The sequence below is a fragment of the Mesorhizobium erdmanii USDA 3471 genome, from assembly GCF_000472705.1.
GTDB classification, from domain to species: domain Bacteria; phylum Pseudomonadota; class Alphaproteobacteria; order Rhizobiales; family Rhizobiaceae; genus Mesorhizobium; species Mesorhizobium erdmanii.
In genome coordinates this window covers 145,547-166,491 of the sequence record NZ_KI421455.1, presented here as the reverse complement: position 1 = coordinate 166,491, position 20,945 = coordinate 145,547, and the positions used below count along the sequence as shown (strand labels likewise).

General features: G+C 62.6%; 19 protein-coding genes and 1 tRNA gene. 12 read left to right on the top strand and 8 right to left on the bottom strand.

Annotation, left to right across the window (positions count from 1 at the left end; genetic code table 11):
• Positions 1–90: 90 nt before the first annotated feature.
• Positions 91–909, top strand: coding sequence for a helix-turn-helix transcriptional regulator (locus A3AU_RS0133525; RefSeq protein WP_027056743.1), 819 nt, complete (start codon positions 91–93; stop codon positions 907–909).
• 30 nt (positions 910–939) lie between these two features.
• Here A3AU_RS0133525 and hisN read toward each other — a convergent pair whose 3' ends face one another.
• Both hisN and A3AU_RS0133515 read right to left on the bottom strand, forming a co-directional pair.
• Positions 940–1,713, bottom strand: coding sequence for a histidinol-phosphatase (hisN, locus tag A3AU_RS0133520; protein WP_027056742.1), 774 nt, complete (start codon positions 1,711–1,713; stop codon positions 940–942).
• A 371-nt stretch (positions 1,714–2,084) separates the two neighbouring features.
• Positions 2,085–3,026, bottom strand: coding sequence for an N-formylglutamate amidohydrolase (locus tag A3AU_RS0133515; protein ID WP_027056741.1), 942 nt, complete (start codon positions 3,024–3,026; stop codon positions 2,085–2,087).
• A 163-nt stretch (positions 3,027–3,189) separates the two neighbouring features.
• Between A3AU_RS0133515 and cpdR the strand changes: the two genes are divergently transcribed.
• Together cpdR and A3AU_RS0133505 are read left to right on the top strand one after the other, a co-directional pair.
• Positions 3,190–3,552: a cell cycle two-component system response regulator CpdR gene (gene cpdR / locus A3AU_RS0133510; RefSeq protein WP_006199474.1), complete on the top strand. Its 363-nt coding sequence runs from the start codon at positions 3,190–3,192 to the stop codon at positions 3,550–3,552.
• Positions 3,553–3,658: 106 nt separating this feature from the next.
• Positions 3,659–3,733: transfer RNA gene (locus tag A3AU_RS0133505), tRNA-Val, on the top strand.
• Positions 3,734–3,793: 60 nt separating this feature from the next.
• Here the strand turns inward: A3AU_RS0133505 and A3AU_RS0133500 are convergent.
• From A3AU_RS0133500 to A3AU_RS0133475, 6 genes are all read right to left on the bottom strand, one after another.
• The gene (locus tag A3AU_RS0133500) at positions 3,794–5,260 is read right to left on the bottom strand and encodes a hypothetical protein (RefSeq protein WP_245235636.1); all 1,467 of its coding nucleotides are present in this window, start codon (positions 5,258–5,260) and stop codon (positions 3,794–3,796) included.
• Positions 5,220–5,420 carry a hypothetical protein gene (locus A3AU_RS1000000139430; protein WP_154674720.1) on the bottom strand — a complete coding sequence of 67 codons (201 nt, stop codon included), beginning with the start codon at positions 5,418–5,420 and terminating at the stop codon, positions 5,220–5,222. Before A3AU_RS1000000139430 ends, A3AU_RS0133500 begins: the two co-directional genes overlap by 41 nt.
• Before the next feature lie 18 nt (positions 5,421–5,438).
• Positions 5,439–6,845, bottom strand: a complete 1,407-nt coding sequence (locus A3AU_RS01000000136715) for an O-fucosyltransferase family protein (protein WP_051355543.1) — start codon at positions 6,843–6,845, stop codon at positions 5,439–5,441.
• A 21-nt stretch (positions 6,846–6,866) separates the two neighbouring features.
• Positions 6,867–7,841 (bottom strand): GDP-L-fucose synthase, encoded by a 975-nt coding sequence (gene fcl / locus A3AU_RS0133485; RefSeq protein WP_027056739.1) that lies wholly within the window; start codon positions 7,839–7,841, stop codon positions 6,867–6,869.
• An 11-nt stretch (positions 7,842–7,852) separates the two neighbouring features.
• Complete coding sequence (gene gmd, locus A3AU_RS0133480) at positions 7,853–8,920, bottom strand: GDP-mannose 4,6-dehydratase (protein WP_027056738.1); 1,068 nt, start codon at positions 8,918–8,920, stop codon at positions 7,853–7,855.
• An 88-nt stretch (positions 8,921–9,008) separates the two neighbouring features.
• Entirely contained in the window at positions 9,009–10,163 is a 1,155-nt protein-coding gene (locus A3AU_RS0133475) for a dihydrodipicolinate synthase family protein (RefSeq protein WP_027056737.1), read from the bottom strand.
• 238 nt (positions 10,164–10,401) lie between these two features.
• Here A3AU_RS0133475 and A3AU_RS0133470 point away from each other — a divergent pair, with 238 nt between their 5' ends.
• The 9 genes from A3AU_RS0133470 to A3AU_RS0133430 all read left to right on the top strand — a co-directional run bounded on the left by A3AU_RS0133470 (position 10,402) and on the right by A3AU_RS0133430 (position 20,875).
• Positions 10,402–11,460: a LacI family DNA-binding transcriptional regulator gene (locus tag A3AU_RS0133470; RefSeq protein ID WP_027056736.1), complete on the top strand. Its 1,059-nt coding sequence runs from the start codon at positions 10,402–10,404 to the stop codon at positions 11,458–11,460.
• On the top strand, positions 11,457–12,473 hold the full coding sequence (locus A3AU_RS0133465; protein WP_027056735.1) for a Gfo/Idh/MocA family protein: 1,017 nt from the start codon (positions 11,457–11,459) through the stop codon (positions 12,471–12,473). Before A3AU_RS0133470 ends, A3AU_RS0133465 begins: the two co-directional genes overlap by 4 nt.
• On the top strand, positions 12,470–14,071 hold the full coding sequence (locus A3AU_RS0133460; protein WP_027056734.1) for an acyl CoA:acetate/3-ketoacid CoA transferase: 1,602 nt from the start codon (positions 12,470–12,472) through the stop codon (positions 14,069–14,071). Before A3AU_RS0133465 ends, A3AU_RS0133460 begins: the two co-directional genes overlap by 4 nt.
• Positions 14,064–14,840 carry an enoyl-CoA hydratase/isomerase family protein gene (locus A3AU_RS0133455; RefSeq protein ID WP_027056733.1) on the top strand — a complete coding sequence of 259 codons (777 nt, stop codon included), beginning with the start codon at positions 14,064–14,066 and terminating at the stop codon, positions 14,838–14,840. Before A3AU_RS0133460 ends, A3AU_RS0133455 begins: the two co-directional genes overlap by 8 nt.
• A gap of 14 nt (positions 14,841–14,854) precedes the next feature.
• Positions 14,855–16,366: an aldehyde dehydrogenase family protein gene (locus A3AU_RS0133450; protein WP_032918624.1), complete on the top strand. Its 1,512-nt coding sequence runs from the start codon at positions 14,855–14,857 to the stop codon at positions 16,364–16,366.
• 58 nt (positions 16,367–16,424) lie between these two features.
• Positions 16,425–17,678: an ABC transporter substrate-binding protein gene (locus A3AU_RS0133445; protein WP_032918622.1), complete on the top strand. Its 1,254-nt coding sequence runs from the start codon at positions 16,425–16,427 to the stop codon at positions 17,676–17,678.
• 152 nt (positions 17,679–17,830) lie between these two features.
• On the top strand, positions 17,831–18,781 hold the full coding sequence (locus tag A3AU_RS0133440; RefSeq protein ID WP_027056730.1) for a carbohydrate ABC transporter permease: 951 nt from the start codon (positions 17,831–17,833) through the stop codon (positions 18,779–18,781).
• Complete coding sequence (locus A3AU_RS0133435) at positions 18,778–19,737, top strand: carbohydrate ABC transporter permease (protein ID WP_027056729.1); 960 nt, start codon at positions 18,778–18,780, stop codon at positions 19,735–19,737. The genes A3AU_RS0133440 and A3AU_RS0133435 overlap by 4 nt, the downstream gene beginning before the upstream one ends.
• 22 nt (positions 19,738–19,759) lie before the next feature.
• Positions 19,760–20,875, top strand: a complete 1,116-nt coding sequence (locus A3AU_RS0133430; protein ID WP_027056728.1) for an ABC transporter ATP-binding protein — start codon at positions 19,760–19,762, stop codon at positions 20,873–20,875.
• Positions 20,876–20,945 lie beyond the last annotated feature (70 nt).

The following is a 20,945-nucleotide window of genomic DNA, read 5'->3' as shown; positions in this document are numbered from 1 at the left end:
TCTCCTGACAGGATTGGGCCGGCTGCTTGCGTACCCTGTCCGTCGCAATGGCGGAATCGGTTTCCGGCATGAGGGATGAGCGCTGCGGCCATGTCGCAATTCACGGTAAAGCCGCTTCTGGACACCGGCACTGTCAGGGTGCGGGATGTCGTGTGCGGCGGCGAATGCCGGCACAGGAGCGAAGAGGAATGCACGGCGGCCACGCATCTCGTGTTTCCCTATCGCGGCGTCTTCGTGCGCCACGTCGGCCGCAATGACGCCGTGGCGGAAGCCAATCAGCTGCTGTTCTTCAATGAGGCCGAGCCTTACCAGGTCAGCCATCCCGTCGAGGGCGGCGATGCCTGCCTCGACCTCGTCATCGAGGAAGGCCAATTGCGCGAACTGGCGCCGAAAGAGCAGTTGCGCTCCGGCGACGTCCTGGGGTTTCGTCGCCAGCGTCGGCGCATCGATCCGCGCGCGCAGGCGCTGGTGGCACTGCTGCGCCACAGCCTGAGCCGCAATGTCGCCGAAACGCTGGAGGCCGAGACGCTGGTGCGACGCTCGCTCGGCGACCGCACCTCGCATGTCGCGGGCGCCAGCCCCGGACGGCAGAAACTGGTCGACCGCGCCAAGCTCGTCTTGTCGTCGGACCTGTCGCGGCGCTGGACGCTGGCCGAGATCGCCGCCGAGGTCGGCGTTTCGCCGGTCTATCTGACGCAGGTCTTCCAGCAGGTCGAAGCCATGCCGCTCTATCGCTATCATCTGCGCCTGCGGCTGGCGCGCGCGCTCGACCTGCTTGGCCGCTACGACAATCTGACCACGCTGGGCATCGATCTCGGCTTCTCCAGCCACAGCCATTTCAGTTCGGCGTTCAGGCAGGTCTACGGACGCACGCCCGCGGAATTCCAACGCTCGATCAGAGTGCGCTAAAGCAACTGCTGCAAGGAAAGCGCGGAGATATCAGCCGCGCAGGGCGGCCATGGCGGCGGCGTGAAGCTCCGGCGTTGCCGCCGCCAGCACATCACCGCCCTTTTCCGCCGGACCGCCATCGAAGGTGGTGACGACGCCGCCCGCCTTCTCGATGATCGGGATCAGCGCCACGATGTCGTAGGGCTTCAGGCCGGGATCGGCGACGATGTCGACACTTCCTGAGGCGATCATCGCGAAGGCGTAGCAATCGGCGCCGTAGCGGGCGAGTTGCACCTGCTTCTCGAACGCGTCGTAGCGCATGCGCGCCTCGCCCTTGAACAGCGCCGGCGTCGTGGTGAACAGCGTCGCCTCGTCGAGCCTTGTCGTCTTGCGGGTCGAAAGTTTGCGCGGTCCGCCCGGCCCTTCATAGTGCGAGCCCGAGGCGTTGGCGTAGAACAGTTCGCCGGTGAAGGGCTGTGCCATCATGCCGGCGACCGCGTCGCCATCGACGGTCAGCCCGACCAGCGTCCCCCACACCGGCAGGCCGGAGATGAAGGCGCGCGTACCATCGATCGGGTCGATCACCCAGACATGCCGGCTGGCGATGTTCTCGCTGCCGTGCTCCTCGCCGAGAATGCCATGGTCGGGATACTCAGCCGATATCAGCGCCCGGATGGCGCGTTCCGCCTCGCGGTCGGCTTCCGTAACCGGGTCGAAGCTGCCCTTTTCCTTGTTGGCCACCGCACCTTGGGCGCGGAAGCGCGGCAAGGTTTCCGCCGCCGCCGCCCGCGCGATGCGACGCATGAAATCGATGCTGATGTCCAACTGATTCTCCCGCACTGCCGAGTGTCCAACCGGGCTCTGCCGACACTTTCCGGCCAAAACAAGCCTGTTTATCGATTTATTCGCCGGGACGGCTGTTGCCCTAATGTCACATCGACGTCATCGAAACGCGATTTCCACATCACTCTGAATTAAAAAAGCCTGAACATCGCTTGACATTTGTGCACCGCACAATAGGCTCGACCTCGGACAGGTTTTCCTGTCCATGCCCTCCTTGGGCGTTTCCTCCCTAGACTTCGACCGTATCGTGCAAACGATGCGGTCTTTTTTTACGCCCCGATTTCCGATGCATATCGCCCGAAAATGCTCAGCGATCTTGGGGCAACGACATGCATGAAAACAAAGGCCCGATTTCACTCTGCGGCCAGCGGCAGGTCGATGAAGTGATGGTCCGGCATCGCCATCAGATCCGCTGAAAATCGCGTCAGATCGTCGGCCAGCGCATCGAAGCCGGCGGCCTTTTCGAACGTCCGCTCGTTCATGTAGAGCCCGCGATTGACCTCGATCTGCAACGCATGCAGATGACGCGCCGGGCGGCCATAATGTTCGGTGATGAAGCCGCCGGCATAGGGCTTGTTGTGTGCGACGGTGTAACCCATCGCACTCAGCAGGCCGATCGCGGTTTCGGTCAGGGCCGCGGTCGCCGAGATGCCGAAGCGGTCGCCGATGATGAAGTCCGGCCGCAGGCCGTTGTCGCCGACGCGGATGCTCGCCGGCATCGAATGGCAGTCGATCAGCACGGCAAAGCCGAAGCGCGCATGGGTTCTGGTCAAAAGCCGTTTCAGCGTTTCGTGATAGGGCTTGTAGACGGCCTCGATGCGGGCAACGGCCTCGGCCAGCGGCAAGCGGCCGGAATATATGTCGAGCCCCTCGCCCACCAGCTTCGGCACGGTGCCAAGTCCGCCCGCCACCCGCGCCGAGCGGATGTTGCAGAAGGACGGCACCGGCTCGGCGAACATGCGCGGGTCGAGTTCCCACGGCTCGCGGTTGACGTCGAGATAGGCGCGCGGGAAATTCGCCGCCAGCATCGGCGCGCCGAGCGCCACGGCGCCGCCGAACAGCTCATCGACATAGCAATCCTCCGAGCGGCGGATGGCGTTGCGGTCGAGCCTTGCCATGGCAAGGAAACGCTCGGGATAGTAGCGGCCGCTATGCGGTGAGTTGAAGAGGAAGGGGACGCGCTGTTCGGCGCCCGATCGGATTTCGAAGGGTTGAACGACCGAAAAATCCTCGGCTGCCGTCTTCAATTTGCACGAACCCGAAAACACCGATGCATCATGATATGAAAGTGCCACCTTGCTGGCCGCATGTCCAGCATTTCGCCGCGCCGGCCGCCCTGTCGAATGCGGATAATGCTTCCGCGCGTTCACTTGATGTTTACCGTCACCTCCTCATATACAGGATGGTTAACGGGCCTGCCCGACGGCAGTCTCGAGCGGGTGATTCGGACGGGATATCATGGCACGCATTCTTCTGGCGGAAGACGACGACGATATGCGTCGGTTCCTCGTCAAGGCGCTGGAACGCGCCGGCTACCAGGTCAGCGATTTCGACAATGGCGCCAGCGCCTATGAGCGGCTGCGCGAGGAACCGTTCTCGCTGCTGTTGACCGACATCGTCATGCCGGAGATGGACGGCATCGAACTGGCACGGCGCGCCACCGAGATCGATCCCGACCTCAAGGTCATGTTCATCACCGGTTTCGCCGCCGTGGCGCTAAACCCGGATTCCAAGGCGCCGAAAGACGCCAAGGTGCTGTCGAAGCCCTTCCACCTGCGCGATCTCGTCAACGAGGTCGAGAAGATGCTGCAGGCGGCCTGAGCCGCCCTTCCGCTAAGGCATCGCCGCTGCGGCGAGACGACGCCTTTTTCCTTTTTTCCTGCTATTGACGCGCCGGACCAAAAATGGTGTATGCGCGGCTTCGGATGGGCGTGTAGCTCAGCGGGAGAGCACTGCATTGACATTGCAGGGGTCACAGGTTCAATCCCTGTCACGCCCACCATTCGAACCCAGACAATCTGATTTTCAGCCACAGAGCCCGGGGCCTGCTCAATCAAGAGCGCTACAGCCAGGACGTCATCAGCCGGCCAAGCCGCCATTTTATTCTCGCAAGGCCGGATTTCGGTTTCTTGCCCAACCGCACACGCCGTTTGATTCTCCTGAAGATTCGGTTTGCCGGCTCCATCGTCACCAGCCTCCCAGCCATCTCGACCGCCGCCTTCCTGTCTCCCAAAACTTCAAGAAGGATGTAGGCCGAGCATGCCATGGCGTAGGGATGGCCGGCCCGTGCCGCCGCGAAGAACACCTCGAAATCCCTCACCATTGTAAGCTGATCGCCGACCCGATCGACCAGGATATCCATCATCGGCAAGGGAATCTTGGTGCGAACCCGGGACTGGCTTGTCATCAGGGATTTCAGGATGGCATCGCCGGCCGGATAATTGCCCTCGCGAAAATGAGCCGCTGCCATCTTCAGGTCATAGGCATCGTTTTCCGGGTCCAGTGCTTGGGCTTTTTCCAGCAACGCCCTTGCCCGCGCCGGACTGATCTCGTCTTCCAGCGACAGAAACGACCACTGGTAGCCGAAGGCGGCTTCGAGAGGATGGTAGTCGGCTCGATGCGCCTGCAATTCCTCCACGATGATTTCCGCCGCGCGCGGCTTGCTGAACAGCGCGCCGGTGCCCACGCACGGGACCTCACCCATGACGGACGCGACCGCCGCGTAGATGCTGTTGCCGGCGTGAATCTGCTGGCACCTTGCCATCAGCGCCATCTCGAAGAATGCGCTGAGGGCCTCCTCGCCCTTGAAGTCCGCCGCGCCGAAGTCATCGGTCCGCAGCGCTCCGGTTTGTGCGCTGATATAATCGACCGTCGCTCGATCCTGGCCGACAAGCAGCGTCGTCAGGCCTTTCGACGAGAGTTCCGACACGATCGCCTTGGCCAGGGTCGACGGGATGACCTTGTCGGCGAACACCAGTCTTCTGCGGTGATGGCCGTAGACGATGTCGCCACTGCGAAGGTGCAAGGCGGCCATCGGGCCGGGAAAGCGGCATTTGCCGGCGGCATCCAGCGCCTGCCGCACGGCCGGCGCGAACCCGAAGGCCCGCAGCGCTTCGGATCGAGCCGGCGGGACACCCTCGTCACGAAAGAAATCTAGGACGTCGAAGTCGTCGCAGATCCAGCCGCGCAGCTTTCCCCGTCTTGCAACCGCCTCCAGGTCCGACGGCGCGAAGGCCGTCCCGCCAAGGACGCCGAAGTCGGCAGCCTTGATTGTCTCGCCCTGCCAATGCTTCTCGATGAAGTCGGCGGAGAATATCTTCCCGACCACATCGACGGTATGGGATTCCTGGTCGACGATATCCCTGCTGTTCCAGGTAAAGCCAAAACGATAGCCGAGCCGGTCTGCAAGGGACTTTGCGTTGGCCATCGCCAGCAGACGGCCACCCAACCCGTCTTCCCGGTTGACGACGATCAGCATCGATTTGTCGTCAAGCGGCCCCGAGCCGGACATCGCCTTTTTCCCGGACATCGCCTTCTTCAATGTGGCGGAGAAACCATGCATATGTCTGTTCCAGTTCATTGCGCAGTTCGAAGCGCCGACCGGCGGCTAGTGCATTTCGCCGTCTCACGGAAACGGCGAAACTCACTATCTCTTTGTTTTTACGCAATTCCGAAAGGAAACCGCTCACGCTTTTCCTGGAATTGCTCTAGCCGCGCAAGAGCGCGCTGTCATCTGCCGCCGCGGCTGTCCGAACCGCCAGTTCGACGTCCCGGAACAGGCGGTTGGTGGGTTCCGCTTCGAGCGATAGCGTAGCCATTGCCAGGGCGTCCTCGATTCTGCCCGGAGCCGTGCGAAGGATATGGGCCGAGCATGCCGCGGCGTAGGGATGGCCCGCCTTGCCAGCGGCAAAGTAGAGTTCGAAGTCACCGGCCATCATCTGGCGGTGTGACGAAGAGTGCGTCAGAACCTGCAGAATCCGCATGAAACCCTCAACGCGGGCATCGATTTCCTTGAGCATGAACGCTTTCAGAACGGCCTCGCCGTCTCGATAATTGCGTTCACGAAAATAGCCTGCCGCCAGCTTCAGCGCATAGGCGGGGTTTTGCGGATCGAGCGCGGCGGCCTTTTCGAGAATTCCCCTCGCTCGCGCCGGGGCAATGCTGTTTTCCGTCAGCACGAAAGCCGCCTGGTAACCGAAGGCCGCCTCCAGCGGATGGTAATCGGACTGCCGCGCTTTCAATTCGTCCAGGATGGCTGTCGCCGTTCCGCGTTCGCCGAACACGGCTTTCGGCCTGATAACCTGGATGCCGCCCATCACCGAGGCGATCGTCGCGAACACACTGCTTCCCGCGTGGATTTGCCGGCACCGAGCCATCAATGCCATTTCGAAAAACGCCTTGAGTGTCTCGTCTTCAAACTGACCGGCGCCGAAATCGTCGGCGACGAAGGCTCCGGTCTCCGATTTCAGATAGTCGAGCGTCGCCCGGTCCTGGCCGATCATCAGCGTCGCCAGGCCTTTCGACGCCAGTTTCATCACGATCGCCTTGGCCAGCGGTGCGGGAATGACCTTGTCGCAAAATTCCAGCTCCGAGCGGTAGTGCCCGTGGACAATGTCGCCGCTGCGCAGATGCAACGCGGCCATGGGCCGGGAAAACTGGGGCCTGCCGGCGGCGGCAATCGTTGCTCGCACCGGTTCGGAAAAGCCAAACGTGCCAAACGTCCGATGTCTCGATCGGGCCGACCTGTTGGCGGGCAGCATCGCCTTGAACCAGTCCTGCCGGTACGACTTCAGGATGCGGAAATTATCGCAGATCCAGCCCTCGTATCCGTTCCGACGGGCATCTGCCATCAGGCTGGACCGGGTAAACCGGATACCATCGAGGACGGAGAACCGGGCCGTGTCGATCTTTTCGCCCAGCCAGTGTTTTTCGATAAAATCGCCGGCAAAAACCTTGTCGACGGGATCGACACTATGGAATTGCATGTCGATGGATCGCCGGTTCCAGGTGAAGCCGAAACGGCACCCCATTTTGTCGGCCAGACATTTTGCATTGACCATGGCCAGCAGGCGCCCGCCAAGGCCATCTGTCCTGGTTGCCGCCAATGTCTTCATGGAGAAATCGCTCAAGCGGCGTCAACTTTCAGGCGCTGTCAGCCGGACCTGACCGCCTTCGATATGCCGAAGGAACCAGGCATAGGTTTCGTCCAACCCACTACGCAGCGAATGCCGGGGGCGCCATCCCATGCCAAACAGCCGCGAAACATCCAGCAACTTGCGCGGTGTGCCATCCGGTTTGGCCGCATCGAACGTAATCTCCGCGTCCGCGCCAACGACAGAGGCGACGGTCCTGGCCAGCTCGGCAATGGTGATGTCCTGGCCCGAGCCGACATTGACATGACAATCATCGCTGTAGGTTTTCAGGAGGAAGACAAGGGCATCGGCGGCATCGTCGACATACAGAAACTCGCGCATCGGCCTGCCCGATCCCCAGACTTGCAAGGTCTTGTCACCGGCCTGCTTTGCTTCGTGCGCCTTGCGCATAAGTGCGGGTATGACGTGACTGGATTCAAGGTGGAAATTGTCACCTGGACCAAAGAGGTTGGTTGGCATCGCCGAGATGTAGTCGACGCCGTATTGACGCCGGTAGGCCTGGCAAAGTTTCAGCCCGGCGATCTTGGCGATCGCATACCATTCATTCGTGGGTTCGAGCGGACCAGTCAGCAAGGCGTCCTCGGGAATCGGCTGAGGCGCCAGTTTTGGATAGATGCAGGAGGAGCCGAGGAACAGCAGTTTGCCCACTTCGGTGCGGAAGGCGGCCTCGATGAGATTGGTCTGGACAGTGACATTGTCATACAGGAAATCGGCCGGAAACCGATCATTCGCCAAGATACCGCCGACCTTGGCCGCGGCGATCACCACGGCATCCGGCCGACGGTCGGTCATCCAGCGGCGCACACCGGCCTGATCCAGGAGGTCGAGCTCAGCGCGTGGGGCGGTCAGGATCTCGCAATTCTCGCTCGCCAGCCGGCGCACCACGGCGGACCCCACCATGCCGCGATGCCCGGCCACGAAAACCCGCTTGCCTCTGAGGTCGAAGGGTTGGTCCACGGCTCAGCCTCTCACGAACCGCCGCCAGGCCTGCCATCGGCGTCGATATCTTCCAGATCGGCCCGCACCATCTCGGCCACCAGTTCCTTGAAACCGGTTGTATGCGACCAGCCGAGCTTGGCTTTCGCCTTGGAGGCATCCCCGACAAGCAGATCAACGTCGGTCGGCCTAAAATAGCGCGGATCGATCCGCACCAGAACGGCTCCCGAGCTGGCGTCGGCGCCGATTTCGTCGACACCTTGCCCTTGCCAATGAACGGTCCGTCCGGTCTGGGCAAAGGCCAGTTCGACAAATTCGCGCACCGAATGTGCCTCGCCTGTTGCCAGCACGAAATCATCCGATTCATGATGCTGAAGTATACGCCACATGCCTTCGACATAATCGCGCGCATGGCCCCAGTCGCGCTTGGCGTCGATATTGCCGAGGTAGAGCGCGTCCTGCTTGCCGCGATGAATGGAAGCAACCGCCCGCGTGATCTTGCGCGTCACGAAGGTCTCGCCGCGAACCGGGCTCTCATGATTGAACAGGATGCCATTGGATGCGAAAATGCCGTAGGCCTCGCGATAGTTGACCGTCGTCCAATAAGCATAAAGCTTGGCGGCTGCGTAAGGCGACCGGGGACGGAATGGCGTCGTCTCATGCTGTGGGACCTCGAAGGGATTGCCGTAGAGTTCCGAGGTCGAGGCCTGGTAGAAATGCACCTTTTGTTCTAGGCGCAGGATACGGATCGCCTCAAGCAGCCTGAGCGTTCCCAGTGCATCGGCATTGGCCGTGTATTCAGGTGTCTCGAAACTCACCTGGACGTGGCTCTGGGCGCCGAGATTGTAGATCTCGTCCGGCTGTGTCTCCTGCACCAGCCGGATCAGATTGGTGGCGTCCGTAAGATCGCCATAGTGCAGGAACAACCTGACACCGCCTTCATGCGGATCGACATAAATATCGTCGATGCGCTCGGTGTTGAACGAGGATGAACGGCGTTTGATGCCATGGACAACATAACCCTTCTGCAAGAGCAGTCGCGCCAGATAAGCCCCATCCTGACCGGTTACCCCGGTGATGAGCGCCACTTTGTCTGCCATTGCCCGCTGGTCCTCTGATCCTCCCAGACCGAAAGCAATACCGCAAATTCCCCGCGCTGGGGAATCTTCTGGCCATTTTTCGTTTGGATCAGACGCCGGCGACAGCACACAGGCTCTTCATCCGGGATATGGCCAGTTCCGGGTCGGCCAGCAATCCCGCCTGGTCGGCGAGCCGGAAGATATCGGCGTAGTGGCGGATGCCGCGCGCCGACTGCATACCGCCAACCATGGTGAAATGGTCCTGGTGGCCGTTCAGCCAGGCCATGAAGACGATGCCGGCCTTGTAATATTCGGTCGGCGCCTCGAAGATCTTTCGCGACAGCGGCACCGTCGGCGCCATCAGCGCGTCATAGCCGGCCTGATCGCCCGCGGCGAGCTTCGCTAGGGCGGCGTTGGCGACCGGCGCGATGGCGTCGAAAATGCCAAGCAACGCGTGCGAATGCCCACGGCTGTCTCCGGCGATCAGTTCGGGATAATTGAAGTCGTCACCAGTGAACATGACGACACCGTCCGGCAGCCTGTTGCGGAGCGCGACCTCCTTGTCCGCATCCAGCAGCGATATCTTTATGCCTTCGACCTTGTTCGCGTGACGTTCGATGATCGCGACCACCGTATCGAGCGCGGTCTCGAAATCGTGACTGCCCCAATAGCCGTTCAAGGCCGGGTCAAACATGTCACCCAGCCAGTGCAGGATGACCTTGCCGGAGGCCTGACCCAGAATCCGGTCATAGACGGCGGCGTAGTCGTCCGGACCCTTCGCCACCGCCGCCAGCGCGCGGCTGGCCATCATGATCGCCTTGCCGCCCTCTCCTTCGATGAAAGCGAACTGCTCCTCATAGGCGGCGATCACATCGTCCAGCGTCCTGGCCGACGCCGGCGCCAGATGGTCGGTTCCCGCGCCAGAGGCAAGGTCGGCGCCGGCGACGGTGCGGGATTCGGCGATCGACCTGCGGATCAACTCCCGGGCGCTTGTCCAGTCGAAACCCATGCCGCGCTGCGACGTGTCCATCGCCTCGGCGATGCGGAAACCGAGCCGCCACAAATGATGGCGGAATGCCATCGTCCTGTCCCAGTCGACCACCGGCCGCGACCATGGATCGGTCATTTCGAAGGGATCGGCAACGACATGCGCGGCGGCATAGGCGATGCGTGAAAACCGCGCGCCGATGTCAGGTCGCACCGGTTGTCCGACGACCATGTAACGGGTGATGCGGCCACCCTCATCAGGCAAGGCAATGTCCATCGATCGCTCCCTTTCCAGCGCCTATAAATGGAACGTTCCAATAAATCAAGAACCTTTAAGATCCGAAGTCGCCCGCCGACGAATGCTGCGATGCAGCACAGGAAGCCTTTGATGGCATGTCATTGGACCACCTACGATCGCATCTCCCTATCGAGGAAAAATCCCGATTGACTCATCCATGGCGCAAGGATTAGAACGTTCCAATAGATTTGCGAGAAAGCCGGGAGGAGATATCTGGATGGCCAGCCGGGCCAAGGCGACGATCTTCGACATCGCCCGCGAGGCTGGCGTGTCCAAATCGACGGTATCGCTCGTGCTCCAGGGCAGCGGGCTGATCCGGCCTGAGACCGCGGTCAAGGTGCGCAAGGCGATCGAGGATGTCGGCTATGTCTACAACCGCGGCGCCGCCAATCTGCGCAAGGCCCATTCCAACGTCATCGGCATGGTCATCAACGATCTCACCAATCCGTTCTTCGCCGAACTGGCGGTCGGCATGGAGCGCGTCTTCCAGTCGGCCGGTATCGTGCCTTTCATCGCCAATACGGCGGAAAATCCGGTGCGCCAGGAAGAGGTGCTGAAATCGCTGATGGAGCAAGGCGTCGCCGGCCTCATCGTCTCGCCGGCGCGCGGCACGATGCCAAGCGCTTTCCGCCGGCTGGAGATGGCAGGCGTGCCGGTCGTCTTTGCCATGCGGCGCCTGCCTGAAAGCCGCGTCCCGGTGATCGCGCCGGACAATCATCGCGGCGCCTATCTTGCCGCTGCCCATCTCATCGGCAAAGGGCATCGACGGCTCGCCTTCTTCGGCGGCTCTTCGGATCTCGTGGTCTACCAAGAGAGGCTCGGTGGCTTTCGCGAAGCCTGCGAGACGCAGGGCATCGCCGCCCGCGATGTGCTCGTGATCGAAGGCGAAACCAGCCGCAGAGGCGGCCTCGCTTGCCTTGAAGCCGCTCTTGCGATGGCCGAACCACCGACCGCGGCGCTTTGCTTCAACGATGCCGTCGCTTTCGGCGTGATGCTGGCGTTGCGCAAGCGCAGGCTTGAACCGGGTGCGGATTTCGCCGTGGTCGGCTTCGACGACGTGGTCGAGGCCGAGCACTACATGCCGGCGCTGACCAGCGTCGCGGTCGACACGGCCGGCCTCGGCGAGCGCGCCGCCCATGTCATGCTGAAGATGATCCAGTCGCGCACGACGCGCGCCGAAGACCATATCGGCGCGGTCAACCTCGTGGTCAGGGAAAGCTGCGGTCCGGACCGCCGCACGCGAAACAGGCCCGCGGGAACGGGAGGCGCCGCGTGAGTGTCAAATGGGGGCTGATCGGCGCCAGCACGATCGCCAGGCAATTCATGATCAACGCCATTCGTGCGCAGGCCGATGGCAAGATCGCCGCGGTGATGAGTTCCAGCCCGGAGCGGGCCCAGGCGTATGCCGTGGAAAACAACATTCCGCTTGCGGTCTCGACGCTTGATGAACTCCTTGGTGAGGATGTCGACGCCGTCTACATCTCGACCACCAACGAATTGCATCTCGAACAGGCGCTTGCCGCCATCGAAGCGGGAAAGCATGTGCTGTGCGAGAAGCCGCTGGCGCTGACCAGTGCCGACGCCCGTAGGATGGTCGCGGCCGCCAGGGACGCGGGCATCGTGCTCGGCACCAACCATCATCTGCGCAACGCCGGCGCCCATCGCGCCATGCGTGAGGCCGTCGCGGCCGGCCGCATCGGCAGGCCGATCGCGGCGCGCGTCTTCCATTCCGTCTATCTGCCGGAGAATCTGCAGGGCTGGCGCATCACCAAGCCGGAAGCAGGCGGCGGTGTTGTACTGGACATAACCGTGCACGATGCCGACACGCTGCGCTTCGTACTTGGTGACGATCCGGTCGAGGTCTCGGCCTTCACACAAGCCGCCGGCATGGCCGGCGGCAGCCTGGAAGACGGCGCCATGTGCATCTGGCGCTTCAACTCGGGCCTCATTGCCCAGTCGCATGAAGGTTTCACCACCAAATTCGCCGGTACCGGCTTCGAGGTGCATGGTTCGCAAGGCTCGTTGATCGCCAGCGACGTGATGACCCAGAGGCCGGGCGGCTCGGTGCTGTTGCGTACTGCCGAGGGCGAAGAGCAATTGAGCTTCGACCACGAGGATCTCTACGTCCGGTCCGTGCGCCAATTCCATGCCGCGATCAACAGCGGGGGCCAACCTGCCGCCACCGGCGAGGACGGCGTCTGGTCGCTGGCCTCGGCCGAGGCAGTGCTTCAATCGGCCAACTCCGGCAAAGCCGTCAAGATCGACCCGAAACTCGGGAGCATGAAGTGAGCAAGGTCGTTTCCGCAACGCAGGCAGCCAGCCTGATCAAGGACGGCATGACCGTATCCGTGTCGTCGTCGAGTGGGCTTGGCTGTCCGGACGCCGTGCTGGCCGCCATCGGCGAACGCTTCGACAGCGAAGGCCATCCGAAGAATATCACCACGCTGCACCCCATCGCCGCCGGCGACATGTATGGCATCAAGGGCATCGATCATCTCGCCAAGCCAGGCCTGTTGAAGCGCACGCTGTGCGGCTCCTATCCATCCGGCCCCTCCTCGTCCGAGCCGCCGCAAATCTGGAAGATGATCGGCGACAATTCGGTCGCCGCCTACAACGTGCCGTCCGGCATCCTCTTCGACATGCACCGCGAGGCCGCCGCCAAGCGGCCGGGCGTGCTGACCAAGGTCGGCCTCGATACGTTTGCCGATCCGCGTCATCAGGGCTGCGCCATGAACGACGCCGCAAACGAGCCCATCGTCTCGGTGCAGCAATTCGATGGCGAGGAATGGCTCTATTTCCGCTCGATCGTGCCGCAGGTGTCGATTATCCGCGCCACCACATCAGACGAGCGCGGCAACCTCACTTATGAACATGAAGGCGCCTATCTCGGCGGCCTCGAACAGGCGCTCGCCGCCCGCAACAATGGCGGCATCGTCATCGCGCAGGTCAAGCGCGTCGTCGAGAACGGCACGCTGAAGCCGCATGACGTGCGCGTGCCGGGCGTGCTGGTCGACCACATCGTGGTGGCGCCTGACCAGTTGCAGACGACGCTGACGCCTTACGACCCGGCGATTTCGGGCGAGATCTTCCGGCCGCTGTCGACCTTCCGCAACGCCGAGATGAACGTCCAGAAGGTGATCGCGCGCCGCGTCGCCATGGAGTTGCGCGACGGCATGGCCGTCAACATCGGCTTCGGCATCTCGGCCAATGTGCCGCGCATCCTTCTGGAAGAAGGCCAGCACGGCAAGGTCACCTGGGTGATCGAACAGGGCGCGGTCGGCGGCGTGCCGCTGCTCGACTTCAAGTTCGGCTGCGCCTCCAATGCCGAAGCGATTATGCCCTCGCCGCACCAGTTCATCTATTTCCAGGCTGGCGGCTTCGACGCCTCGCTGCTGTCGTTCCTGCAGATCGACCGCCACGGCTCGGTCAACGTCTCGAAACTGTCGGCGCGGCCGCATGTCACCGCCGGCGCCGGCGGCTTCGTCGACATCACGTCGCGGGCGAAGAAGATCGTCTTCTCGGGCTTCTTCAATGCCGGCGCAAAACTCTCGCTGGCCGAGGGTGGCATCCGCATCGACCAGGAGGGCAAGGTCAAGAAGGTAGTCAACGAGGTCGAGCACATCTCGTTCTCCGGCAAGCGTGCGGTCGCGCAAGGGCAGGACATCACTTATGTCACCGAGCGCTGCGTGATGAAGCTGACGCCAGACGGTTTGATGGTGACGGAACTGGCGCCCGGCATCGACCTCGAGCGCGATGTGCTTGCGCAGTCCGAGATTCCCCTCGGCGTCGCCAACGACCTCAAGGTGACGCCGGCGGCGCTCTATCGGGACCAGCCGATTGGCCTGTCGCTCAATGGCGGCGCCTCGGTCGGAGGCGCGCATGGCTGAGCGCCTCGTCACCTTCGAAAAGGAGGGCGCCATCGGCACCGTCTCCTTGCGCCGGCCAGAGAAATTCAACGCGCTCGACATTCCGATGCTGCGCGCGCTGGAGACCGCGCTTGATGAGGCGGAGATGGCCGAAGGCCTGCGCGTCGTGCTGCTGCGCGGCGAAGGCAAGGGCTTTTGCGCCGGCGGCGATGTCGAGGCCTGGGGCGCGATGAGCGCCGCCGATTTCCAGGTGCAATGGGTACGCTATGGCCATCGTGTCTTCGACCGGCTGGCGCGGCTCAGGCAACCGACCATAGCCGTGCTGTCCGGCCATGCGCTGGGCGGCGGGCTGGAACTGGCGGTCGCCTGCGATTTCCGGGTCGCGGAAACACACATCAAGCTCGGTTTCCCCGAAACTTCGATCGGCGTCGTCCCCGGCTGGTCCGGCACGCAGCGCGCGGTGCGTCGCTTCGGTGCGCAAACGGTGCGCCGCATGGCGCTGGGCGGTGAAATACTTCTCGCTCCCGAAGCGCTGGCCCTTGGCGTGGTGGACCGGGTGGCGGAAACAGGTAACGGCTTGGTCGACGCCACGGCCTGGGCCGAAAAGATCGCAGAACGCGGCCCGCTGGCGACGGAAGCCGCCAAGCTGATGATCGCGGTTGCCGAAGGCGAGGAAAGTGCGGCGGCAACGGAAGCGCTCGCCAGCGGCTTCATCGCCTTGACCGGCGATCTCAAGGCTGGCGTCGACGCCTTCAAGACCAGGCAGAAGCCGGCATTTTCAAGAACCTAGAGAAAACAATCCTGATGAACGCTCCTCTCAACATTTCCATGCCCGCCGAGGCATCAGCCGCGCCGAAAACCTATCGGCTGCTGATCGACGGCAAGCATGTCGATGCCCGCGACGGCCGGACGCTGGAGCGCAACAGCCCCGGCCATGGCTTTACCGTTTCGCGCTATGCGCAGGCCGGCGGGGCCGAAGTGGAAGCGGCCGTGCAGGCCGCGCACAAGGCGTTCGAGACCGGCCCATGGCCACGCATGAAGGCCTCCGAACGCGCCGCCATCCTTTTCAAGGCGGCCGACCTGATCGAGGCGCAACTGGAACAGATCGCCCGGCTCGACGCCCTGGAATCCGGCAAGCCGATCGCCCAGGCGCGCGGCGAGATCGGCGGCGCCGTCGACATCTGGCGCTATGCCGCCTCGCTTGCCCGCACACTGCATGGCGAGAGCTATGCCAATCTCGGCGATGCCATGCTGGGCGTGGTCGTGCGCGAACCGATCGGCGTCGTTTCGATCATCACGCCGTGGAATTTCCCGTTCCTCATCGTCAGCCAGAAACTGCCTTTCGCCCTCGCCGCTGGCTGCACGGCTGTGGTCAAGCCGAGCGAAATGACCTCGGCCTCGACCTTTGTCCTTGGCGACATCCTGATGCAGGCCGGCCTGCCGGCCGGCGTCGTCAACATCCTCGCGGGCCTGGGCGCTGATGTCGGCGCGCCGATGGTCAGCCACCCCCTGGTCGAGATGGTGTCGTTCACCGGCTCGACCCGCGTCGGCAAGATGACCATGGCGTCCGCCGCGCAGTCGCTGAAGAAGGTCTCGATGGAACTCGGCGGCAAGAACGGCCAGATCGTCTTCCCCGATGCCGACCTCGAAGCGGCCGCCGACGCGGCGGTGTTCGGCGGCTTCTTCAATGCGGGCGAATGCTGCAATGCCGGCAGCCGGCTGATAGTGCATGAAGCGATCGCGGACGATTTTCTCAGCGCCGTCAAGGCGCTTACCGCCAAGGTGCAAGTCGGCGATCCACTCCACGACAGCACCAAGGTCGGCGCGATGATCTCGTCCGACCATCTGGCCAAGGTGACCGGTTACGTTACGGCAGCCGCGAGCGGCGGCAGCAATGTCTACAGCGGCGGCAAGCAATTGGCCTCCAATGCCGGCCAATACCTCGATCCAACCATCATCCGCGGCGTCACCGAGGATATGGCCATCGCACGCGAGGAAGTGTTCGGACCGGTGCTCTCCGTGCTCACTTTTGAAACGATTGAAAAGGCGTTGCACATCGCCAACAACACGCCCTATGGTCTGTCAGCGGGTGTGTGGAGCGCCAGCATCGACACTTGCATGTCGGTGGCGCGCGGGGTGCGTTCGGGGACGGTTTGGGTGAACACATTCATGGAAGGTTATCCCGAGCTGCCTTTCGGAGGCTACAAGCAGTCCGGTCTCGGACGCGAACTCGGCAAACGCGCCGTCGAGGATTATACCGAGGAAAAGACAATCCAGTTTCATCGCGGCCAGCGCACCGGTTGGTGGGTTGGCTGAGTTGGGAAGAACCCGGTGGCCTGCCACCGGTCGTGTAATGCAACAAGGGAGGAAGTACATGTTGCGCAAACTGCTTATCGGAACGGCTCTCGCGACGAGCTTTGCGTTCTCAGCGCATGCTGCGGACGTCAAGGAAGTGCAGATGCTGCATTGGTGGACGTCGGGCGGCGAAGCGGCTGCTCTCAACGTCCTCAAGGGCGATCTGGCCAAGGAAGGCTATGCCTGGAAGGACGTGCCGGTGGCCGGCGGTGGCGGCGACGCTGCCATGACCGCGCTGAAGGCGATGGTCGCGGCCGGCAATTACCCGACCGCGTCGCAGATGCTTGGCTACACCGTGCTCGACTATGCGGCTGCTGGCGTCATGGGCGACCTGACCGAGACGGCGAAGAAGGAAGGCTGGGACAAGTCGGTTCCGGCCGCCCTGCAGAAATTCTCGGTCTATGACGGCAAGTGGGTCGCGGCTCCGGTCAACGTCCACTCGGTCAACTGGCTGTGGATCAACAAGGCCGTCATGGACAAGATCGGCGGCACCGAGCCGAAGACCTTCGACGACTTCGTTGCCCTGCTCGACAAGGCCAAGGCAGCAGGCGTGATCCCGCTCGCTCTCGGCGGCCAGAACTGGCAGGAAGCCACCATGTTCGACTCGGTCGTGCTGTCGACCGGCGGACCTGAGTTCTACAAGAAGGCCTTCAACGACCTCGACGACGCTTCGCTCAAGTCGGACACGATGAAGAAGTCGTTCGACAACCTCGCCAAGCTCGTCACCTATGTCGACCCGAACTTCTCGGGCCGCGACTGGAACCTTGCCACGGCCATGGTCATCAAGGGCGATGCCCTGGTTCAGGTCATGGGCGACTGGGCCAAGGGTGAGTTCCACGCCGCCAAGAAGACCCCGGGCACGGACTTCCTGTGCTATCGCTTCCCGGGAACCGACGGCTCCGTGATCTACAACTCCGACATGTTCGGCATGTTCAACGTTCCGGAAGACCGCAAGGCCGCCCAGGTCGCACTGGCCACCGCCACCCTGTCGAAGAGCTTCCAGTCGGCCTTCAACGTCGTCAAGGGTTCGGTTCCGGCCCGTACCGACGTTCCCGACACCGACTTCGACGCTTGCGGCAAGAAGGGCATCGCCGATTTGAAGGCAGCCAACGAAGGCGGCACGCTGTTCGGCTCGCTCGCCCAGGGCTATGGCGCGCCCCCGGCGGTCGCCAATGCCTACAAGGACGTCGTTTCGAAGTTCGTCCATGGCCAGATCAAGACCTCGGACGAAGCCGTGACCGAACTGGTCAAGGCGATCGACGACGCCAAGTAAGCGCCACCTGAAGACACCTTCCCCGCTTCGGCGGGGGAGGTTCTATTTCAACGATTGGCCGGCCTGAACATCATGCCGACCAAGGACCCGTATGCATGGGCCGCCTCGCCGCCTGACGGCAGAGCACGGACGACCCGAAGCGGGAGGAGCTCATGAGCACGGTAGCAACAACCCAGATCAAGCTGACGCCGGAGCGGTCGCGCCCCACCGTGCGTGCGCGCTTGCAGGACGCCTTGCCGAAGATCGTGCTGGCGCCGAGCTTCGCCATCACCATCGTCTTCGTCTACGGCTTCATCCTGTGGACGATCTATCTGTCCTTCACCAATTCCAAGACCTTTCCGTCCTATGTCATAACCGGGTCGCGCGCCTATCAGCGGCTGTGGGGCTGGACCTTCGACACCGACCCGCCGTCGAGCTGGTACACGTCGATCACCAATATGGGCATTTTCGGCTTTCTCTACATCCTGATCTGCCTGGCGCTCGGCCTGTTCCTGGCCATCCTGCTTGATCAGAAGATCCGCGGCGAAGGCGTGCTCAGACCAATTTATCTCTACCCGATGGCGCTGTCCTTCATCGTCACCGGCGTCGCCTGGAAATGGTTCCTCGATCCCGGCCTCGGCCTCGAACAGACCCTGCATCAATGGGGCTGGACGAGCTTCCATTTCGACTGGATCAAGAACAAGGATTTCGTCATCTACACGGTGGTCATCGCCGGCGTCTGGCAGGCTTCGGGCTTCATCATGGCGATGTTCCTGGCCGGCCTGCGCGGCATTGACGGCGAGATCATGAAGGCGGCGCAGATCGACGGCGCCACCACCTTCCAGCTCTATCGCCGCATCGTCATTCCGCTGCTGCGGCCGATCTTCTTGTCGGCCTTCATCGTGCTCGCCCACCTCGCCATCAAGTCGTACGATCTGGTGGTGGCGCTGACCAGCGGTGGACCAGGCGGCTCGGCCTGGCTTCCGTCCAACTTCATGTATGAATACACCTTCAAGCGCAACGAGATGGCCGTCGGCTCGGCCAGTGCCGTGATCATGCTGATGACCATCGTCGCCATCATCGTGCCCTATCTCTATTCGGAACTCAGGGAGAAGCCGCGATGAGCGCTATCGCCACCCCTGCCCGCCAAACCGCGTCCCGGCAAAACTCCGGCGGCCTCAGCACCAAGACCATCAACCGCATCGTCATCTACGGGCTTTTGGCGCTGTTCGCCCTGTTCTACCTGATGCCGCTGTTCGTCATGCTGGTCACCTCGTTCAAGACCATGGACGAGATCCAGAACGGCAACATGCTGGCACTGCCCAAGGCGCCGACCTTCGACCCGTGGCTGAAGGCCTGGGGCGAGACCTGCGTCGGCCTCACCTGCGCCGGCATCAAGGGCTATTTCTGGAACTCCATCAAGATGGTGGTTCCGGCCGTGCTGATCTCGACCATGCTCGGCGCGCTCAATGGCTACGTGCTGACCAAATGGCGTTTTCGCGGCGCGACGCTGGTGTTCGGCCTGATGCTGTTCGCCTGCTTCATCCCGTTCCAGTCGGTGCTGCTGCCGATGGCGACCATCCTCGGCAGCCTCGGCCGTTTCGGCGTCTCGCTGCAGAACTCGGTCGGCACCAGCTTCGGCCTCGGCAATCCGACGGTCAATCTGGTCTTCGTCCACGTCGTCTACGGCATCGGCTTCACCACCTTGTTCTTCCGCAACTATTACGAAGCCTTCCCGAACGAGCTGATCAAGGCAGCACAAGTCGACGGCGCCTCCTTCTTCCAGATCTTCCGCCGCATCATGCTGCCGAACTCGATGCCGATCTTCGTCGTCACCGTCATCTACCAGTTCACCAACATCTGGAACGACTTCCTGTTCGCCTCGGCCTATGCCGGCACCGGCGACGCCATGCCGATGACCGTGGCGCTCAACAACGTCGTCAACACTTCGACCGGCGTCGTCGAATACAACGTCAACATGGCGGCCGCGATGATCGCGGCGCTGCCCACCCTGATCGTCTATGTCGTCGCCGGGCGCTATTTCGTGCGCGGGCTGATGGCGGGCGCGGTCAAAGGCTGACCTCTTTATCGAAGGAACGACCATGGCTTTTCTGGAAATTGATGGGCTGAAGAAGCGCTTCGGGAATGTTGATATCCTGAAAGGCATCGATGTCGAGCTCGAAAAGGGCGGCTTCCTGGTGCTGGTTGGCCCGTCCGGCTGCGGCAAGTCCACGCTGCTCAACACCATCGCCGGGCTGGAGCAGATCACGGAGGGCGAAATCCGCGTCGACGGGCGCGCCATCAACGATCTTCACCCGTCCAAGCGCGATATCGCCATGGTGTTCCAGAGCTACGCGCTCTACCCCAACATGACGGTGGCCGGGAACATCTCCTTCGGCATGGAGATGCGCGGCGTGCCGGCGGACGAACGCCAGAAGGCGATCGACAAGGTGGCCAAGGTCCTGCAGATCGGCCACTTGCTGCAGCGCAAGCCGAGCCAGCTTTCCGGCGGCCAGCGCCAGCGCGTCGCCATGGGCCGGGCGCTGGTGCGCGACCCCAAACTGTTCCTGTTCGACGAGCCTTTGTCCAACCTCGACGCCAAGCTGCGCGTCGACATGCGCATCGAGATCAAGCGCCTGCACGCCACGACCGGCACGACCATCGTCTACGTCACCCACGACCAGATCGAGGCGATGACGCTGGCGACCAAGATCGCCGTCATGCGCGACGGCGAGGTGCAGCAGTTCGGCACGCCGGCCGAAATCTACAACAACCCGACCAACCTGTTCGTTGCCGACTTCATGGGTTCGCCGGCCATGAACCTGATCCCGGCGACCATCGCCACCTCGGGCAATGCACTGTCCGTCGTGCTGCAGCGCGAGGCGCGCGAACCGATCACGCTGCCGATGGCCAACGCGCCGGCGGGTCTCTCGGCATTCCAGGGCAAGCCGATCATCTTCGGCGTGCGGCCGGAAGCGCTGACCGATCCGGAAGGCGCCGAGCGCAATGCCTCCAATATTGCCACCGCCGACCTGCATATAGAAGTGGTAGAGCCGGCCGGCTCAGACACGTTCGCCGTCACCAATCTCGGCGGCAAGGGCGTTGTGGCGCGATTGCGCGCCGACGCCAACATCCAGCCGGGCACCAACACGCCGCTCGCCTTCAACCTGACCAAGGCGGTGTTCTTCGATCCGGCGACCGAAAACCGCATACGCTGATGCATGTCGCCCAAAAGTGGATCCGGTTTTGAGGCAACGACATGCATCCCTACAAAAACCTGAAGCGCGT

Excerpts from the sequence above, each read along its gene's own strand:
- cpdR (WP_006199474.1), top strand. The coding sequence starts at position 3,190 with ATGGCACGCATTCTTCTGGCGGAAGACGACGACGATATGCGTCGGTTC.
- A3AU_RS0133525 (WP_027056743.1), top strand. The coding sequence starts at position 91 with ATGTCGCAATTCACGGTAAAGCCGCTTCTGGACACCGGCACTGTCAGG.
- A3AU_RS0133440 (WP_027056730.1), top strand. The coding sequence starts at position 17,831 with ATGAGCACGGTAGCAACAACCCAGATCAAGCTGACGCCGGAGCGGTCG.
- A3AU_RS0133455 (WP_027056733.1), top strand. The coding sequence starts at position 14,064 with ATGGCTGAGCGCCTCGTCACCTTCGAAAAGGAGGGCGCCATCGGCACC.
- A3AU_RS01000000136715 (WP_051355543.1), bottom strand. The coding sequence starts at position 6,845 with ATGAAGACATTGGCGGCAACCAGGACAGATGGCCTTGGCGGGCGCCTG.
- A3AU_RS0133435 (WP_027056729.1), top strand. The coding sequence starts at position 18,778 with ATGAGCGCTATCGCCACCCCTGCCCGCCAAACCGCGTCCCGGCAAAAC.
- A3AU_RS0133500 (WP_245235636.1), bottom strand. The coding sequence starts at position 5,260 with ATGTCCGGGAAAAAGGCGATGTCCGGCTCGGGGCCGCTTGACGACAAA.
- A3AU_RS0133470 (WP_027056736.1), top strand. The coding sequence starts at position 10,402 with ATGGCCAGCCGGGCCAAGGCGACGATCTTCGACATCGCCCGCGAGGCT.
- A3AU_RS0133450 (WP_032918624.1), top strand. The coding sequence starts at position 14,855 with ATGAACGCTCCTCTCAACATTTCCATGCCCGCCGAGGCATCAGCCGCG.
- A3AU_RS0133430 (WP_027056728.1), top strand. The coding sequence starts at position 19,760 with ATGGCTTTTCTGGAAATTGATGGGCTGAAGAAGCGCTTCGGGAATGTT.
- gmd (WP_027056738.1), bottom strand. The coding sequence starts at position 8,920 with ATGGCAGACAAAGTGGCGCTCATCACCGGGGTAACCGGTCAGGATGGG.
- A3AU_RS0133475 (WP_027056737.1), bottom strand. The coding sequence starts at position 10,163 with ATGGACATTGCCTTGCCTGATGAGGGTGGCCGCATCACCCGTTACATG.
- A3AU_RS0133445 (WP_032918622.1), top strand. The coding sequence starts at position 16,425 with ATGTTGCGCAAACTGCTTATCGGAACGGCTCTCGCGACGAGCTTTGCG.